General features: G+C 50.5%; 11 protein-coding genes. 4 read left to right on the plus strand and 7 right to left on the minus strand.

The genetic code is table 11. From position 1 onward, the window contains the following. The first annotated feature begins 112 nt into the window (after positions 1–112). Entirely contained in the window at positions 113–802 is a 690-nt protein-coding gene (gene pepE, locus ATB02_RS21440; protein WP_000421763.1) for a dipeptidase PepE, read from the plus strand. An 89-nt stretch (positions 803–891) separates the two neighbouring features. Here the strand turns inward: pepE and ATB02_RS21445 are convergent, their stop codons facing one another. Both ATB02_RS21445 and metH read right to left on the minus strand, forming a co-directional pair. Further along, a complete protein-coding gene (locus tag ATB02_RS21445; protein WP_000956830.1) occupies positions 892–2,523 on the minus strand; it encodes a Na/Pi cotransporter family protein in 1,632 nt (543 codons plus the stop codon). Positions 2,524–2,742: 219 nt separating this feature from the next. Beyond that, complete coding sequence (metH, locus tag ATB02_RS21450; protein ID WP_000096047.1) at positions 2,743–6,426, minus strand: methionine synthase; 3,684 nt, start codon at positions 6,424–6,426, stop codon at positions 2,743–2,745. A gap of 199 nt (positions 6,427–6,625) precedes the next feature. On the opposite strand from metH, the gene iclR reads away from it, so the two are divergent. Together iclR and ATB02_RS21460 are read left to right on the plus strand one after the other, a co-directional pair. Then, complete coding sequence (iclR, locus tag ATB02_RS21455; RefSeq protein WP_032304279.1) at positions 6,626–7,450, plus strand: glyoxylate bypass operon transcriptional repressor IclR; 825 nt, start codon at positions 6,626–6,628, stop codon at positions 7,448–7,450. A 316-nt stretch (positions 7,451–7,766) separates the two neighbouring features. Next, the gene (locus ATB02_RS21460) at positions 7,767–9,953 is read left to right on the plus strand and encodes a ShET2/EspL2 family type III secretion system effector toxin (RefSeq protein ID WP_105272196.1); all 2,187 of its coding nucleotides are present in this window, start codon (positions 7,767–7,769) and stop codon (positions 9,951–9,953) included. On the opposite strand, the gene aceK is transcribed toward ATB02_RS21460, so the two are convergent. The 4 genes from aceK to metA all read right to left on the minus strand — a co-directional run bounded on the left by aceK (position 9,922) and on the right by metA (position 16,105). After that, complete coding sequence (aceK, locus tag ATB02_RS21465; protein WP_105272197.1) at positions 9,922–11,658, minus strand: bifunctional isocitrate dehydrogenase kinase/phosphatase; 1,737 nt, start codon at positions 11,656–11,658, stop codon at positions 9,922–9,924. The genes ATB02_RS21460 and aceK overlap by 32 nt on opposite strands. A 313-nt stretch (positions 11,659–11,971) precedes the next feature. Continuing rightward, on the minus strand, positions 11,972–13,276 hold the full coding sequence (gene aceA / locus ATB02_RS21470) for an isocitrate lyase (RefSeq protein ID WP_000857856.1): 1,305 nt from the start codon (positions 13,274–13,276) through the stop codon (positions 11,972–11,974). A gap of 29 nt (positions 13,277–13,305) precedes the next feature. Further along, on the minus strand, positions 13,306–14,907 hold the full coding sequence (aceB, locus tag ATB02_RS21475) for a malate synthase A (RefSeq protein WP_105272198.1): 1,602 nt from the start codon (positions 14,905–14,907) through the stop codon (positions 13,306–13,308). Between the two features lie 268 nt (positions 14,908–15,175). Next, positions 15,176–16,105 carry a homoserine O-acetyltransferase MetA gene (gene metA, locus ATB02_RS21480; RefSeq protein WP_105272199.1) on the minus strand — a complete coding sequence of 310 codons (930 nt, stop codon included), beginning with the start codon at positions 16,103–16,105 and terminating at the stop codon, positions 15,176–15,178. Between the two features lie 156 nt (positions 16,106–16,261). Between metA and ATB02_RS21485 the strand changes: the two genes are divergently transcribed. Continuing rightward, positions 16,262–16,705, plus strand: a complete 444-nt coding sequence (locus tag ATB02_RS21485; protein WP_105272200.1) for an acetyltransferase — start codon at positions 16,262–16,264, stop codon at positions 16,703–16,705. 63 nt (positions 16,706–16,768) lie between these two features. Here the strand turns inward: ATB02_RS21485 and ATB02_RS21490 are convergent, their stop codons facing one another. Beyond that, positions 16,769–17,152, minus strand: a complete 384-nt coding sequence (locus tag ATB02_RS21490; RefSeq protein ID WP_001353546.1) for a YjaA family stress response protein — start codon at positions 17,150–17,152, stop codon at positions 16,769–16,771. Positions 17,153–17,296 lie beyond the last annotated feature (144 nt).

Consider the following 17,296-nt stretch of genomic DNA (forward strand, 5'->3'; position numbering starts at 1 on the left):
CTGCTCAAATCACTTTCCAGAAGCAATGTGCGACATCGTGAGCCATGTCAGTAAGCGATTAAAATCACAGTGATAGCATGCCTCCCGTGATTTCTTACTAACCGGAGAAGTAATGGAACTGCTTTTATTGAGTAACTCGACGCTGCCGGGAAAAGCCTGGCTGGAACATGCGCTGCCGCTGATTGCTGAACAGTTGCAGGGTCGCCGTTCAGCGGTATTTATTCCTTTCGCGGGCGTAACGCAGACCTGGGATGATTACACAGCGAAAACGGCTGCGGTTCTCGCTCCGCTGGGTGTTTCTGTCACCGGTATTCATAGCGTTGTCGATCCCGTTGCCGCGATTGAAAATGCGGAAATTGTGATTGTAGGCGGCGGTAATACTTTCCAGTTGCTGAAACAGTGCCGCGAGCGCGGGCTGCTGGCACCAATTACTGACGTGGTGAAACGTGGCGCGCTGTATATTGGCTGGAGCGCAGGCGCTAACCTTGCTTGCCCAACCATTCGTACCACCAACGATATGCCGATTGTCGATCCGCAAGGTTTCGATGCGCTAAATCTGTTCCCGCTGCAAATCAACCCGCACTTCACCAACGCGCTGCCGGAAGGCCATAAAGGTGAAACCCGTGAGCAGCGTATTCGCGAACTGCTGGTCGTCGCGCCAGAACTGACGATTATTGGTCTGCCGGAAGGTAACTGGATCACAGTAAGTAAAGGTCACGCTACGCTGGGTGGCCCGAACACCACTTATGTGTTTAAGGCTGGTGAAGAAGCGGTGCCGCTGGAAGCGGGTCACCGTTTTTAAGTGAATTGCCGGATGCATGATCCGGCATCTTGTACATAGTGCCTGATGCGACGCTTTACGCGTCTTATCAGGCCTTCAGGGTCACGGTATTAATACTCGTCCCGTCCTTCATCTTCATCAGGCTGTTCCAGCACACTGTAAGCGACTGAACAAAACAGCGAGTTCAGGCGCTGCATATCTCCCAGTAAGCCTAAATGTAGCGAACTGGTTTCAATGCTCTGCACGTTTTGCTGATGCAGGCGATCGACGTGGGCGTGGGAATAGCGGCGATTAAGAATGCGAAAACGATGTTTGCTGCGGCGCAAACGACGGGCGCTGGTAACATCGCCAGAGAAGAAAACCGACATTGCCAGTTTTAAATTACTGAGCAATTGCTCATAGAGCGCATCCAGTTCCTTCAAGCCATCAAGCGAAAATGCTCGCCTTGCAGCCAGCGATTTGTCGGCAATTTCACTACCCATGCGCTCGACGATATCGGAGGCCTGTTCAAGGTTGAGCGACATTTCGATGATCTCCGCCCAGCGACGCGACTCTTCCTCCGCCAGCTCTTCTTTTGGCATTCGCGCCAGATACAGCTTAATGGCGGTATAGAGAACGTTGATGTCATCAGCCAGCTTACGCAGCTCTTTCTCCTGCCGTGGCTCGCCGTGCATCACTTTATTCAACCCTTCCATCATCTGTTCCATGGCGTCGCCAATGCGCAGGGTTTCGCGGGCAGCGTTCGCCAGAGCAAGCGTGGGCGTATCCAGCGCGCTGACATCCAGATGTTTAGGCCGTAGCTGGGTATCCAGTTCCGGTTCATCGCGAATAATCGTTTTGCAAAACCGTGCCATCGGGTCAACAAATGGCAGCATGACCAGGCAGCGTACAAGGTTGTAGAAGACGTGGAAATAGATCACCAGTTCCGCTTTTGGCAATGACAACTTCCCCATTGTCTCTGCCAGCAAATGAACAAACGGCAGGATAATCAGGCTACCCACCAGCTTAAACAGCAGACTACCCAGCGCGACACGGCGAGCTGCGGCATTGGCGGCACTGTTGTTGAGCATCGCCAGCAAGCCGGAGCCGAGGTTAGCACCAATCACCAGACAAAGTGCCACGGGGAAGGAGATGATGCCTGCGGCGGTCAGAGTCGCGGTCAGCAGTACAGCAGCAAGGCTGGAGTAGCTGATAATGGCGAACATCGCGCCAATCAGCGCATCCAGCAGAATATCGCCGGTTAGCGAGGCAAAGATCACCTGAACGCCGTTTGCCTGGGTGATCGGCGTTACGGCCTGCACAATCAATTCCAGCGCCAGTAAAATCAGCCCAAGACCAATACCGACACGGCCTAGTTGCCCGGCGCGTGACTGTTTGCGGCCGAGGAAAAAAATCACGCCGATAAAAATAAGTAACGGTGACAGCCAGGATAAGTCGAAGGTGAGAATACGCGCCATTAGCGCCGTCCCGACATCTGCACCCAGCACAATCACCAGCGCAGGCGCGAGGGCAACCAGATCCTGAGCGACGAACGAAGTCACCAGCATGGTGGTAGCATTACTGCTCTGCACCAGTGCGGTAACGCCGATCCCCGCACAAAAGGCGAGCGGCTTTTTTTCGACGCTCCGGCTCAGAACGGTACGCAGACGTGCGCCGAAGACGCGCATTACGCCTGTTCGAACAATATGTGTCCCCCAGACCAACAGGGCGACGGCAGAAAGCAGGTGAAGCAGCGTTAACACGAGTTCAGGTTCTCCTTATCGTTATATGTTCCTGAAGCAATTGAATGACCAAAGGACCGGAAACACGCTGACTGAAATCTTTATCGTGACTTTTGACATTCGTTTTTCCGGCTAAGATTATTCCAACCTGATTCCAGTATAAGTGTTTCATATTAATAAAGAGACAGGGCACTCATTGAGCGCCCTGTTTGTTGTAAGGAAAAGTGACAGATTTGTGAATCAGTCCGCGTCATACCCCAGATTCGGTGCCAGCCAGCGTTCAACATCTGAGACGCTCATACCTTTACGGCGGGCATAGTCTTCGACCTGATCGCGCTGAATTTGCGCCACCGCGTAGTACTTGCTGTCCGGGTGGCTGAAGTACCAACCCGAAACCGATGCACCGGGCCACATGGCGAAAGATTCTGTAAGTTTCATGCCGGTATGTTTTTCCACTTCCAGCAACTCCCAGATGGTGGCTTTTTCCGTATGTTCCGGGCAGGCCGGGTAGCCTGGTGCCGGGCGGATTCCCTGATAGTTTTCGCGGATCAGCTCTTCGTTGCTGAGGTTCTCGTTCGGCGCATAGCCCCAGTAGACTTTACGCACACGCTCATGGAGATACTCCGCAAACGCTTCGGCTAAACGGTCGGCAAGCGCTTTCACCATGATTTTGTTGTAATCATCGTGCTGCGCTTCGAAAGCATCAGCCAGTGCGTCCTCTTCCAGCCCGCCGGTCACAGCAAATGCGCCAATGTAATCTGCTTTACCAGAAAGCTTCGGCGCAACGAAGTCAGCGAGACAGTAGTTAGCGAAGCCCGTTTTTTCGGTCTGTTGACGCAGATGGTGGCTGACGTTGATCACATGGGTACGCGTTTCGTCACGGTAGATTTCAATGTCATCGCCCACACGGTTTGCCGGGAACAGCCCCACCACGCCACGCGGATTCAGCGTTTTCTCGGCGCTTAATTTATCCAGCATGTCGTTGGCGTCTTTAAACAGCCGCTGCGCCTCAACACCTACCACTTCATCTTCCAGAATGCGCGGATACTTCCCGGCCAGCGACCAGGTCATAAAGAACGGTGTCCAGTCGATGTAATTACGCAGCGTTTCGATGCTGGCTTCGACTTCCTGCACGCCGAGACGGTGCGCCACCGGCGGCGTGTAAGCCTGCCAGTCAAAAGCGAAATCGTTATCGCGCGCCGCTTCCAGCGTGACCGGTGGAGTGCGCGGTTTCTTGCGCCCGTGTTGAATACGCACGGTTTCGTACTCCTTGCGGGTACGAGCGACAAAATCATCGCGCTGAGTGTCGGAAAGCAGCGCCGCCACCACACCAACGGTGCGTGAAGCGTTCTGCACATACACCGTCGGGCCGCTGTAGTTCTGCTCGATTTTCACCGCCGTGTGCGCTTTTGAGGTGGTCGCGCCGCCAATCAATAGCGGAATGGTGAAGCCCTGACGCTCCATCTCCTTCGCCACGTTAACCATTTCATCCAGCGACGGCGTGATAAGCCCCGAAAGGCCAATCAAATCAGCATTCACTTCTTTGGCGGTGCGGAGAATTTTTTCCGCCGGCACCATAACGCCGAGATCAACAATTTCGTAGTTGTTACATTGCAGCACCACGCCAACGATATTTTTACCGATGTCGTGGACGTCACCCTTCACTGTAGCGATCACCATCTTGCCATTAGTTTTGCCCTGCTCTTTGCTGGCTTCTATGAATGGTTCGAGGTAAGCCACCGCCTGCTTCATCACACGCGCCGATTTGACCACCTGCGGCAGGAACATTTTGCCTTCGCCAAACAGATCGCCGACCACGTTCATGCCGTCCATCAACGGGCCTTCAATCACTTCAATCGGGCGCGTAGCCTGCTGACGGGCTTCTTCGGTGTCCTGTTCAATAAATTCGGTAATACCTTTGACCAGCGAGTACTCCAGGCGTTTATTCACTTCCCACGAGCGCCACTCCGCCTGCTGGGCGTTGGCGGTGTCGTCGGTTTTGCTGCCGCGATATTTCTCGGCAAGCTCCAGTAAACGCTCGGTGCCATCGTCGCGACGATTAAGAATCACATCTTCCACCGCGTCGCGCAGTTCCGCGGGTAAATCGTCGTAAATCGCCAGTTGCCCGGCGTTGACGATCCCCATATCCATACCGTTACGGATGGCATAGTAGAGGAACACCGCGTGAATGGCTTCGCGCACCGGATCGTTGCCACGGAATGAGAAAGAAACGTTAGAAACACCGCCGGAGATCAGCGCGTGCGGCAGTTCACGTTTGATGTCTTCACACGCGCCAATAAAGTCCTGCGCGTAGTTGTTGTGCTCTTCAATACCGGTTGCGACCGCGAAGATGTTCGGGTCAAAAATGATATCTTCCGGCGGGAAGCCAACCTCTTCGGTGAGGATTTTGTACGCCCGACGGCAAATCTCGATTTTCCGTGCGCGGGTATCGGCCTGGCCCTGTTCGTCAAAGGCCATCACCACTACTGCCGCACCGTAGCGACGCAACAGTTTCGCATGATGAATAAAGGCGTCGACGCCCTCTTTCATCGAGATAGAGTTAACAATGCCTTTGCCCTGGATACACTTCAGACCTTTTTCAATGACCTCCCATTTTGAGGAGTCGATCATAATCGGCACGCGAGCGATATCCGGTTCACCGGCAATCAGATTGAGAAAACGCACCATCGCCGCTTCGGCGTCGAGCATCCCTTCATCCATGTTGATATCGATAATCTGCGCACCGTTTTCCACCTGCTGACGCGCCACATCCAGCGCCTCGCTGTATTTCTCTTCTTTGATCAGGCGCTTGAACTTAGCGGAACCGGTGACGTTGGTGCGTTCACCCACGTTCACAAACAGGCTATCGTCGCCAATGTTCAGCGGCTCCAGGCCAGACAAACGGCAGGCTACGGGAATTTCCGGTAGTTTGCGCGGCGCTAATCCTTCTACAGCACGACTCATCGCTGCAATATGTTGTGGCGTGGTGCCACAGCAGCCGCCGACGATATTGAGAAAGCCCGCTTGTGCCCATTCACGTATTTGTTTTGCCATCGTGTCGGCGTCGAGATCGTATTCACCAAAGGCGTTGGGCAGCCCGGCGTTCGGGTGCGCGGTGACGTAGCATTCCGCAATCCGTGACAGCTCCTGCACGTACTGGCGCAGTTCATCTGGCCCCAGCGCACAGTTCAGGCCGAAAGTCAGGGCTTCGGCGTGGCGCAATGAGTTGTAAAATGCTTCGGTGGTCTGCCCGGAGAGCGTGCGCCCGGAGGCGTCGGTGATGGTGCCGGAGATCATAATCGGCAGCTCAACGCCCAGCGCTTCAAACTCCGTTTTCACCGCAAAGACCGCCGCTTTGGCGTTAAGGGTGTCGAAAACGGTTTCAATCAGAATCAGATCCGCGCCGCCTTCCACCAGCGCTTTGGTGGATTCACGATAGGCCGCCACCAGCTGGTCAAAAGTGATGTTGCGGAATGCCGGATCGTTCACGTCCGGAGAAATAGACGCCGTGCGGTTGGTTGGGCCGAGAACACCGGCAACGTAGCGCGGTTTCTCCGGAGTGCGGGCGGTCCACTCGTCAGCACAGGCGCGCGCCAGTTTCGCCGCCGCAAAGTTGATTTCCGCCGACAGGGATTCCATCTGGTAATCCGCCATCGCAATGGTCGTGGAGTTGAAGGTGTTGGTTTCGATGATATCCGCGCCCGCTTCAAAGTAGGCGTTGTGGATAGCGGCGATCACTTCCGGTTTGCTGAGTACCAGCAGGTCGTTGTTGCCTTTGAGATCGCATGGCCAGTCGGCAAAGCGTTCACCACGAAAATCGGCTTCGTTCAGTCGATAGCTCTGGATCATAGTGCCCATACCGCCATCCAGCACCAGAATACGTTCATTTAACTGCGCACGCAGTTGTTCCACTTTGCTGCTCACACTTGCTCCCGACACGCTCAACCCAGATTTAATAAAAATTCAACAAACCATACTGGCATAAACGCATCTGTGGTAAAAGCGAGCACCACGCAACATGAGATTTGTTCAACATTAACTCATCGGATCAGTGTGGCAACTATTGCATTAGATAGCAATAAAAATGAAAATGATTTCCACGATACAGAAAAAGGAGGCTGTCATGGTCGCACCTGTTCCCGCAAAACGCGGCAGAAAACCCGCCGCTGCCACCGCCCCCGCTACCGGGCAAGTACAGTCTTTAACGCGTGGCCTGAAATTACTGGAATGGATAGCCGAATCCAATGGCAGTGTGGCACTCACGGAACTGGCACAGCAAGCCGGATTGCCTAATTCCACGACCCATCGCTTGCTAACCACGATGCAACAACAGGGCTTTGTGCGTCAGGTTGGCGAACTGGGTCACTGGGCGATCGGCGCACATGCTTTTATGGTCGGCAGCAGCTTTCTCCAGAGCCGTAATCTGTTAGCCATTGTTCATCCTATCCTGCGCAATCTAATGGAAGAGTCTGGCGAAACGGTCAATATGGCGGTACTTGATCAAAGCGATCACGAAGCGATTATTATCGACCAGGTACAGTGTACTCACCTGATGCGAATGTCCGCACCTATCGGCGGTAAATTACCTATGCACGCTTCCGGTGCCGGTAAAGCCTTTTTAGCCCAACTGAGCGAAGAACAGGTGACGAAGCTGCTGCACCGCAAAGGGTTACATGCCTATACTCACGCAACGCTGGTGTCTCCTGTGCATTTAAAAGAAGACCTCGCGCAGACGCGCAAACGGGGTTATTCATTTGACGATGAGGAACATGCGCTGGGGCTGCGTTGCCTCGCAGCGTGTATTTTCGATGAGCACCGCGAACCATTTGCGGCAATTTCGATTTCCGGGCCGATCTCACGTATTACCGATGACCGCGTGACCGAGTTTGGCGCGATGGTGATTAAAGCGGCGAAGGAAGTGACGCTGGCGTACGGTGGAATGCGCTGACTTTTTCTGGCGGGTAGAGGTAATATTCTGCCCGTCATACCTGAGTAGCAATAGAATAAGGGTATCTGTTAATCGCATTGACGCAAAAATAACTTAATATCATACACTTCACACACTTTTATTAACTCAGCATTATTTTTAAACATCAAACCACTTAATTATTAACAAAATCGCAAGAACTCATTGCGCCGAAACTTTTGCGGTTTCATTATGATGATTGAGCGATTTATGATATTTCTTTACTTGTAATCATATTAAATTTTTCACTGTTCTGATAGTTAAAATTCCAGACATCAATAAACAATGAGATATTTAAATGATTACTCGTATTCATCGCAATTCTTTCTCTTTAAATATTAATAATACAGCCCAGACAAATGAACACCAAAACCTGAGTGAATTGTTTTATAAAGAACTCGAGAATAAATTTTCTGGCAAGGAGCTGGGGACACCTCTATTAAAAAGCTTCTCAGAAAACTGTAGACAAAACGGCCGTCATATCTTTAGTAATAAGGATTTTGTCATTAAATTTTCCACGTCTGTCTTACAGACTGATAAAAAAGAAATTACGATAATTAATAAAAATGAAAACACGACACTCACTCAAACCATTGCTCCAATATTTGAAGAATACCTAATGGAAATTTTACCTCAACGCTTAGACACTCTTGATAAACAAGAATTAAACCTAACCTCAGATAGAAAAGAAAAAGAATTTCCAAGAGTTAAACTTAATGGTCAATGTTATTTTCCGGGGCGCCCCCAAAACCGTATAGTATGCCGACACATTGCTGCACAATATATTAATGATATTTATCAGAATGTTGATTACAAACCCCATCAAGATGATTATTCTTCAGCTGAAAATTTTCTCGCTCACTTCAACAAAAAATGCAAAAACCAGACTTTGGCGTTAATTTCCAGCCGTCCTGAGGGGCGTTGTGTTGCTGCCTGCGGTGATTTCGGTCTAGTTATGAAGGCATATTTTGACAAGATGGAATCAAATGGTATTAGTGTTATGGCAGCCATATTATTGGTGGATAACCATGCTTTGACGGCCCGGCTAAGAATAAAAAATACAACTGAAGGATGTACCCATTACGTGGTTTCGGTTTATGATCCTAATGTAACTAACGATAAAATAAGAATCATGAGCGAAAGTAAAGAGGATATTAAACACTATTCTCTGATGGATTTTATGAATGTAGATTATAGCCTCCTGAAATGGTCAAATGATCATGTTATTAACCAATCTGTTGCAATAATTCCAGCACTTCATAAAGAACAGCTATTGATGTTAAAAGGATCTGTGGATGAAATAACCCCTCCATTATCACCTGCAACGATGAATTTGCTTATGGCAATTGGTCAGAATCACAAACTTACGCAGCTGATGATTCAGCTCCAGAAAATGCCGGAACTACATAGAACAGAAATGTTGACTGCCTATAATAGTATTAACCTGCCAGGTTTATATTTGGCTATAAATTATGGTAATGCGGATATCGTTGAGACTATTTTCAATTCACTGTCAGCTCCTGGATATGAAGGATTACTCTCGAAAAAAAACCTCATTAATATTGTGGAGGCAAAAGATAAAAATGGTTGTTCTGGATTATTTTTAGCGATATCACGTAAGGATAAAAATGTCGTAACCTCGATTCTGAACGCCTTACCTAAACTTGCTGCTACACATCATTTAGATAACGAACAGGTGTATAAAATCCTGAGTGCCAAAAGTAGATCGTCCAGCCATGTTTTATACTATGTTATGGCGAATGGTGATGCCGACATGCTGAAAGTTTTTTTGGATGCATTACCTTTGTTAATTCGCACATGTCATTTGACTAAAGAGCAGGTACTCGTTCTCCTGAAGGCAAAGGATTTTTATGGTTACCCGGGGCTATACCTGGCGATGCAAAATGGGCATAGCGATATCGTGAGAGTTATACTCGAAGCATTGCCCTGTCTGGCCCAGGAAATTAACATTTCCGCTTCTGATATTGTAGATCTTCTGACCGCCAAAAATCTTGCGCGCGACACGGGTTTGTTTATAGCCATGCAGCGCGGACATATGAACGTTATTAAGACTATTTTTAACGCATTACCCACTCTGTTTAATACGTTTAAATTCGATAAAAAAAATATGAAGACCCTCCTCCTGGCACATAATTCTAATGAATATCCCGGTTTGTTTTCAGCGATACAGCATAAACAACAAAACGTTGTAGAGACGGTTTATCTTGCTTTATCTGACCATGCACGCCTTTTTGGATTTACCGCTGAAGATATTATGGATTTTTGGCAACATAAAGCGCCACAAAAATACTCTGCCTTTGAGTTGGCTTTTGAATTGGGTCACCGGGTTATTGCTGAATTAATCCTTAATACGTTAAATAAGATGGCTGAAAGCTATGGCTTTACGGATAACCCTCGATACATCGCGGAGAAAAATAAGATGGAAGCTTTACTCAAAAAAGCATCTCCCCATACCGTACGCTAAATCTTTGCCTGCGCCGATACGCATAAACATCTTCCACATGTCCTTCACGAATGCGGTTTTGTAGTGCGCGCCAGTAATCGGCGCGGAACAGGTCGGCGTGCATCTCTTCAAACAGCGGACCAATGCGCGGATCGGCGCAAAGCCAGTGGCGGAATTCTTCCGGGAAAACATCGCCCGGCGAGACGCTGTACCACGGTTCGCTGGCAAGTTCGTCCTCCGGGTAGCGCGACGGTGGGATGTCGCGGAAGTTTACTTCCGTCATGTAGCAAATTTCATCGTAATCATAAAACACCACGCGCCCGTGACGGGTGACACCGAAGTTTTTAAACAGCATGTCGCCGGGGAAGATGTTGGCGGCAGCAAGCTGGCGAATGGCGTTGCCGTATTCTTCAATGGCGTCGCGCAACTGCTGACCTTCCACTTGTTCCAGCCAGATATTGAGCGGCACCATCCGCCGCTCAATATAAAGATGGCGAATCACAATTTGTTCGCCGAGATCGGTGATTTTTTCCGCTGCTTCCTGGAGCAGTAATGCCATTAATGCCGGGGAAATATGCCGCTTCTCCAGCACAAAGTTTTCAAACTCCTGGGTGTCCGCCATTCGGCCCACGCGATCGTGCTCTTTCACCAGTTGGTAGCAGGCACGAACGTGAGCTGCAGACATCTCTTTCTGCGGCGCGAACTTGTCTTTAATCACTTTGAACACCCGATCAAAACCCGGCAGCGTAAACACCAACATCACCATGCCACGAATACCCGGCGCTTCAATGAACTGCTCATTACAGCCCTGTAGATAAACGAGATATTCGCGGTAGCTCTCGGTTTTAGCGTGCTTCTGGCAGCCGATAGCCATATACAATTCTGCGGTCGTTTTACCTGGCAGAATTTCCCGTAGCCACTCGACCAGTGCTGCGGGCAGCGGTGCATAAACCATAAAATAGGAGCGTGCGAAGCCAAAGACGATGCTCGCTTCGGCGGTCGTCGTCAGGCAAGTATCAATAAATAACTCGCCGTCGTCCGTCTGGTGGATCGGCAGCAAAAATGGCAATGTGCCGAAAGGCGTGATCAGTTTGCCCACCAGCCAGGCGGCTTTATTGCGGTAAAACAGTTCGTTCGCCACCTGTAAATGACTTTCCGCGAGGTTGTCTGTCCCCAGCGTTTCCGTCAGATGGCGAACGATGTAATGAATGTCACGGCTTTTATTCTGCCAGCGCAGACGCAACGGCAGATCGCTGATAACGCGCATCAGCAGAGATTCCCAGCCGTGATCGGGGTGAAAGTCTTTCGCCAGCGGGCGGGGAATGGTACTAAAACGGCGCTCTGGCTGGGAGCTAAAGATAAAAAGCCGCTCGGGAGTAAGCGAGCGGTGGTCAAATAACCGACAGTACACGGAGTTAAAAAAGCTCTCCGCAATCTCGAAACGCGGGTAGTCCGGCAACAGCCGGGTGTAATGCTCTTTAACGCGCAGTAAAAATGCCGCGTCCGTGCTTTGGCCGTTGGTAATGCAGCGCAGTTGCTCCACCACCAGACCCACGTGATGATCGTAAAGATGGATACGGTTTTTCATCGCCTGCTGGACAGCGTGCCAGTCGGCTTGTTCGAAACGCTGCTGCGCCCCAGAAGTCACTTCGAGGAATCGACCATACTGAGCGTCGAAGCCTTGCAGAATGGTTTGTGCAATCAGTAATTCCAGGCCACGCGGCATTTGTTGCCCTCATCAGGAGCAGTGAATTGCCGGATAAGACGCGCAAATCGTCGCATCAGGCGTTGATTGCCGGATGCGGCGTGAACGCCTTATCCAGCCTACGGTCAGCAACGGTTGTAGGCCTAATAAGACGCGCAAGAGTCGCATCAGGCATCGTACACCGATTGCCGGATGCGGCGTGAACGCGTTATCCGGCCTACGTTCGGCAACGACTGTAGGCCTGATAAGACGCGCAAGCGTCGCATCAGGCGCTCATTGTCGGATGCGGCGTGAATGCCTTATCCGACCTACAGTCAGCAACGGTTGTTGTTGCTTAGAACTGCGATTCTTCGGTGGAGCCGGTCAGCGCGGTGACTGAAGACGTGCCGCCCTGAATAATGGTCGTCACTTTATCGAAATAACCTGTACCCACTTCCTGCTGGTGAGATACGAAGGTATAGCCATCTTTCGCGGCGGCAAATTCCGGCTGCTGCACTTTCTCAACATAGTGCTTCATACCCTCGCCCTGGGCATAGGCGTTTGCCAGGTCAAACATGTTGAACCACATGCTGTGGATGCCTGCCAGGGTGATGAACTGGAACTTGTAGCCCATATCCGACAGCTGCTGCTGGAAGCTGGCAATAGTTTTGTCGTCGAGATTTTTCTGCCAGTTGAAGGACGGCGAGCAGTTATAAGCCAGCAGTTTGCCTGGATATTTCGCGTGGATGGCTTGTGCAAAGCGACGCGCCAGTTCCAGGTCTGGCGTGGAGGTTTCACACCATACCAGGTCAGCATATGGCGCATACGCCAGGCCACGGCTGATCGCTTGTTCAATACCTGCATGAGTACGGAAGAAGCCTTCGCTGGTACGCTCGCCGGTAATAAATTCGCTGTCATACGGGTCGCAATCGGAGGTAATCAGATCCGCCGCATCGGCATCGGTACGAGCCACCAGCAGGGTTGGAACGCCCGTCACGTCGGCTGCCAGACGCGCCGCGACCAGTTTCTGAATAGCTTCCTGAGTTGGCACTAAAACTTTGCCGCCCATGTGACCGCATTTCTTCACTGATGCCAGCTGATCTTCGAAGTGAACTGCCGCTGCACCGGCTTCAATCATCGCTTTCATCAGTTCAAAGGCATTCAGGACACCGCCAAAACCGGCTTCCGCATCGGCAACGATCGGCAGGAAGTAATCGACATAGCGCGGATCGCCCGGCTCAATGCCCGCGGACCATTGGATCTGATCGGCACGACGGAAGGTGTTGTTGATCCGCTCCACCACAGCTGGCACCGAGTTTGCCGGATAGAGCGACTGATCCGGATACATGCTGGCCGCCAGGTTAGCGTCCGCCGCTACCTGCCATCCCGACAGATAGACTGCTTCAATACCCGCTTTCGCCTGTTGCAGCGCCTGACCGCCAGTCAGTGCACCGAGGCTGTTGATGTAGCCTTTTTTCGACTCGCCATGCAGCAGACGCCACATTTTCGCCGCGCCCAGTTGCGCCAGCGTGCATTCAGGATTGACTGAACCGCGTAATTTCACCACATCTTCCGCGCTGTATGGGCGAGTAATGCCTTCCCAACGCGGTTGAGTCCACTCTTTCTGTAATTCTTCAATTTGTTGTGTACGGGTTTTCATGTGCAGATGCTCCATAGTTATGTGGTGGTTTACGCTAACAGGCGGTAGCCTGGCAGGGTCAGGAAATCAATTAACTCATCGGAAGTGGTGATCTGTTCCATCAAGCGTGCGGCATCGTCAAAACGCCCCTGGGAGAAACGTTCTTCGCCCAGTTCGCTGGCAATGACTTTCATCTCTTCGCCAAGCATCTGGCGGAACAAGGCTTTGGTCACCGGTTTGCCATTGCTCAACGTTTTTTGATGATGGATCCACTGCCAGATCGAGGTACGGGAAATTTCAGCCGTCGCCGCATCTTCCATCAGGCCATAAATCGGCACACAGCCGTTGCCGGAGATCCATGCTTCGATGTACTGCACAGCCACGCGAATGTTGGCGCGCATACCTTCTTCGGTGCGTTCACCATCACAAGGTGCCAGTAGCTGATCGGCAGTAATCGGCGCGTCTTGTTCGCGCATCACTTCAAGCTGATTTTTACGGGAGCCGAGAATGTCGTTGAATACCGCCATTGCCGTATCCGCAAGACCTGGGTGAGCGATCCATGTGCCATCGTGACCGTTATTGGCTTCCAGCGATTTATCCGCTTTTACTTTGTTGAGCACCTGGTTATTGCGCTCTTCATCTTTGCTCGGAATAAACGCTGCCATGCCGCCCATCGCAAATGCGCCGCGTTTATGGCAGGTTTTGATTAACAGGCGTGAATAGGCATTAAGGAACGGTTTATCCATCGTCACAGCCTGTCTGTCTGGCAGGACGCGATCGGGATAGTTTTTCAACGTTTTGATATAGCTGAAGATGTAATCCCAACGACCGCAGTTCAGACCAACAATATGGTCACGCAGCGCGTGAAGGATTTCATCCATCTGGAACACGGCGGGCAGCGTTTCAATCAGCAACGTCGCCTTGATGGTGCCGCGCGCCAGATTAAAGCGATCTTCTGCATAGCTGAAGACTTCGCTCCACCAGGCCGCTTCCTGCCAGGACTGGGTTTTTGGCAGATAGAAATAGGGACCGCTGCCCTTTGCCAACAGTGCCTGATAGTTGTGAAAGAAGTAGAGCGCAAAATCAAACAGGCTGCCAGGGATTGCCTCACCACGCCAGGTGACATGTTTTTCCGGCAAGTGCAGACCGCGTACCCGACAAATCAAAACCGCTGGATTGGGCTTGAGCTGATAAATTTTGCCTGCTTCATTGGTGTAACTGATGGTGCCATTAACTGCATCGCGCAGGTTAATTTGTCCATCGATCACTTTGTTCCAGTCCGGGGCCAGTGAATCCTCAAAATCGGCCATAAAGACTTTCACATTGGCGTTGAGCGCGTTGATCACCATCTTGCGCTCTACGGGTCCGGTAATCTCTACCCGACGATCTTCTAAGTCCGCAGGAATACCACGAATTTTCCAGTCATCTTTTCTAATGGAAGCCGTTTCCGAAATAAAATCAGGCAATGTTCCGTTATCGATATCCTGCTGCTGCTGAATGCGCACCGCCAGAAGTTTATTACGTTGTGGCGTAAAATGCGTCACCAGCTCAGTCAGAAATTCTACCGCTTCGGCAGTAAGAATTTGCTTCTCCTGCTCGCCATACGGCCTTGTGAAAACCAGTTCATCGGTTGTTGTTGCCTGTTCAGTCATCGTGCAGCTCCTCGTCATGGATCCGAAAACTTCCCCACTGTGAACGAAGGATCGTTGTGTGCTTTTCGTTCAGCACAACTAAGACTACTCATTTAAAATGCAAAATCAAAAACAATTTCCATTTTAAATAAAAATACATGTTAACCTATTGATAACAATATGAATAAAATTTATTCACCTCTTGAGGTGTGTTTCGGAAATAAAAAAGGCACCCGAAGGTGCCTGAGGTAAGGTGCTGAATCGCTTAACGATCGACTATCATAGAAGATTAATCCAACGTTGGATTCATGTGCCGTAGATCGTATGGCGTGATCTGGTAGACGTAATAGTTGAGCCAGTTGGTAAACAGCAAATTACCGTGACTACGCCAGCTCGCTCGCGGTGTATTTTGCGGATCATTATGCGGGAAATAGTTATACGGTACATCTGGATTCAGCCCAGCTTCCACATCGCGGAAAAATTCCTGCGCCAGCGTATGTGCGTCGTATTCCGGATGCCCCGTCACAAAGGCAATGCGCTTATCTTTGCTGGCAAACAGATATGCATCCCCTTCTTCTGTCTCCGCCAGAATTTCCAGATCGGTATAACCACGAATCAACGCTGCCGGAAAGTCAGCATAGCGCGAATGCGGTGCCAGGAATGAATCATCAAAGCCACGCGTCAGAAGCGCATGAGGATGGAGAATATGATGCTCGTAAACGCCAGATAGTTTGTCGGTGCGGGTTTGCTTAGGAATGCCGTAGAGGATATTGAGCGCGGCCTGGACCGCCCAACAGACAAACAGCGTCGAGGTGACGTGATCTTTCGACCACTCCAGCACCTGTTTGATCTGCGGCCAGTAAGCGACATCATTAAACTCCACCAGGCCCAGCGGCGCGCCGGTAACTATCAAACCGTCAAAGTTTTGTTCCTGAATATCTTCAAAGTTACAGTAGAAGTTATTCAGATGCTCTGCGGGCGTGTTGCGCGATTCACGGGAATCGATGCGCAACAGCTGAATATCGACCTGCAAAGGTGAGTTTGAAAGCAGGCGCAGAAACTGATTTTCAGTTTCGATCTTCTTCGGCATCAGGTTAAGGATAAGCACCTTTAGCGGACGAATTTCCTGACCAGACGCGCGAGAAGTTGTCATCACAAAGACGTTTTCTTCACGCAAGAAATTGACGGCGGGTAGCTCGTCCGGCACACGAATCGGCATAACCTGATTACCTCACTACATACGCTTATACGTTTAGACATCCAGATAGCTGAAGATAACCAGAAAATTTGCCAATGTCGAGCCTGCATGTTGAAGGTGAGAAAGTTTCAAGGAAAAGGCTACGTTAGAATATAAGAATGACTAAAAGGAGAGGAAATGGTTATTAGTATTCGCCGCTCACGGCATGAGGAAGGGGAAGAACTGGTTGCGATTTGGTGCCGTTCTGTCGATGCCACCCACGATTTTTTATCAGCAGAGTATCGGGCCGAGCTGGAGGAGCTAGTACGTTCTTTCCTGCCGGAAGCGCCGTTGTGGGTCGCGGTTAATGAGCGGGATCAGCCGGTTGGGTTTATGTTATTGAGTGGTCAGCATATGGATGCGCTGTTTATCGATCCTGATGCGCGCGGCTGCGGCGTGGGTCGGTTGCTGGTCGAGCATGCGCTCTCAATGGCCCCGGAACTGACAACCAATGTTAATGAGCAAAATGCCCGGGCGGTAGGGTTCTATAAGAAGTTGGGATTTAAGGTTACGGGACGCTCTGAGGTGGACGATTTGGGGAAACCGTATCCGTTGCTGAATCTGGCGTATGTGGAGGCGTAGGCAATTTTTTTCTCATCCCGGTGAGCTGAACTTCAGGTTTCGTACCCACCAATGGTGACATGATTATTTCTGCTTAAGCATTGCCATGACCGCACTATCACTGAGCACCACTGATTGCGCATGGATGTGGAAATGGCGATATTTCATTAACGTTGCACCAGCGACCACTTCATGAAGAATGCGTTCCTCAACCTGTGACAAACCGCCCTCATTCATTTCCAGCGCGCTCACAACAATATCCATACGTTTTGCTGGCAAAAAAGAGTACCAGGGTGAACGTGGGTGGAGTTGCAAAACAAGATCTTGCAGAACTTTTTCTGCAACAAAGAAATTGGCGATTAACAGGCGCTGGTTACTGAAGGCAGCCTCTCCTGACACTTCACGTTTGCTTTCAAGATCGCGAACAGTAATTTGATTACGACGAATTTGGATATACAGAACTGACATGAGATTCCCTTCATCATGCAAATAATTGATATGCAAAAAACCCCGGCCTTATGGACCGGGGTTTTTCTAATTTGATGCCTGGCAGTTCCCTACTCTCGCATGGGGAGACCCCACACTACCATCGGCGCTACGGCGTTTCACTTC

Origin of the sequence: Escherichia sp. MOD1-EC5189 (assembly GCF_002966045.1) — a bacterium.
Lineage (GTDB): Bacteria > Pseudomonadota > Gammaproteobacteria > Enterobacterales > Enterobacteriaceae > Escherichia > Escherichia coli_F.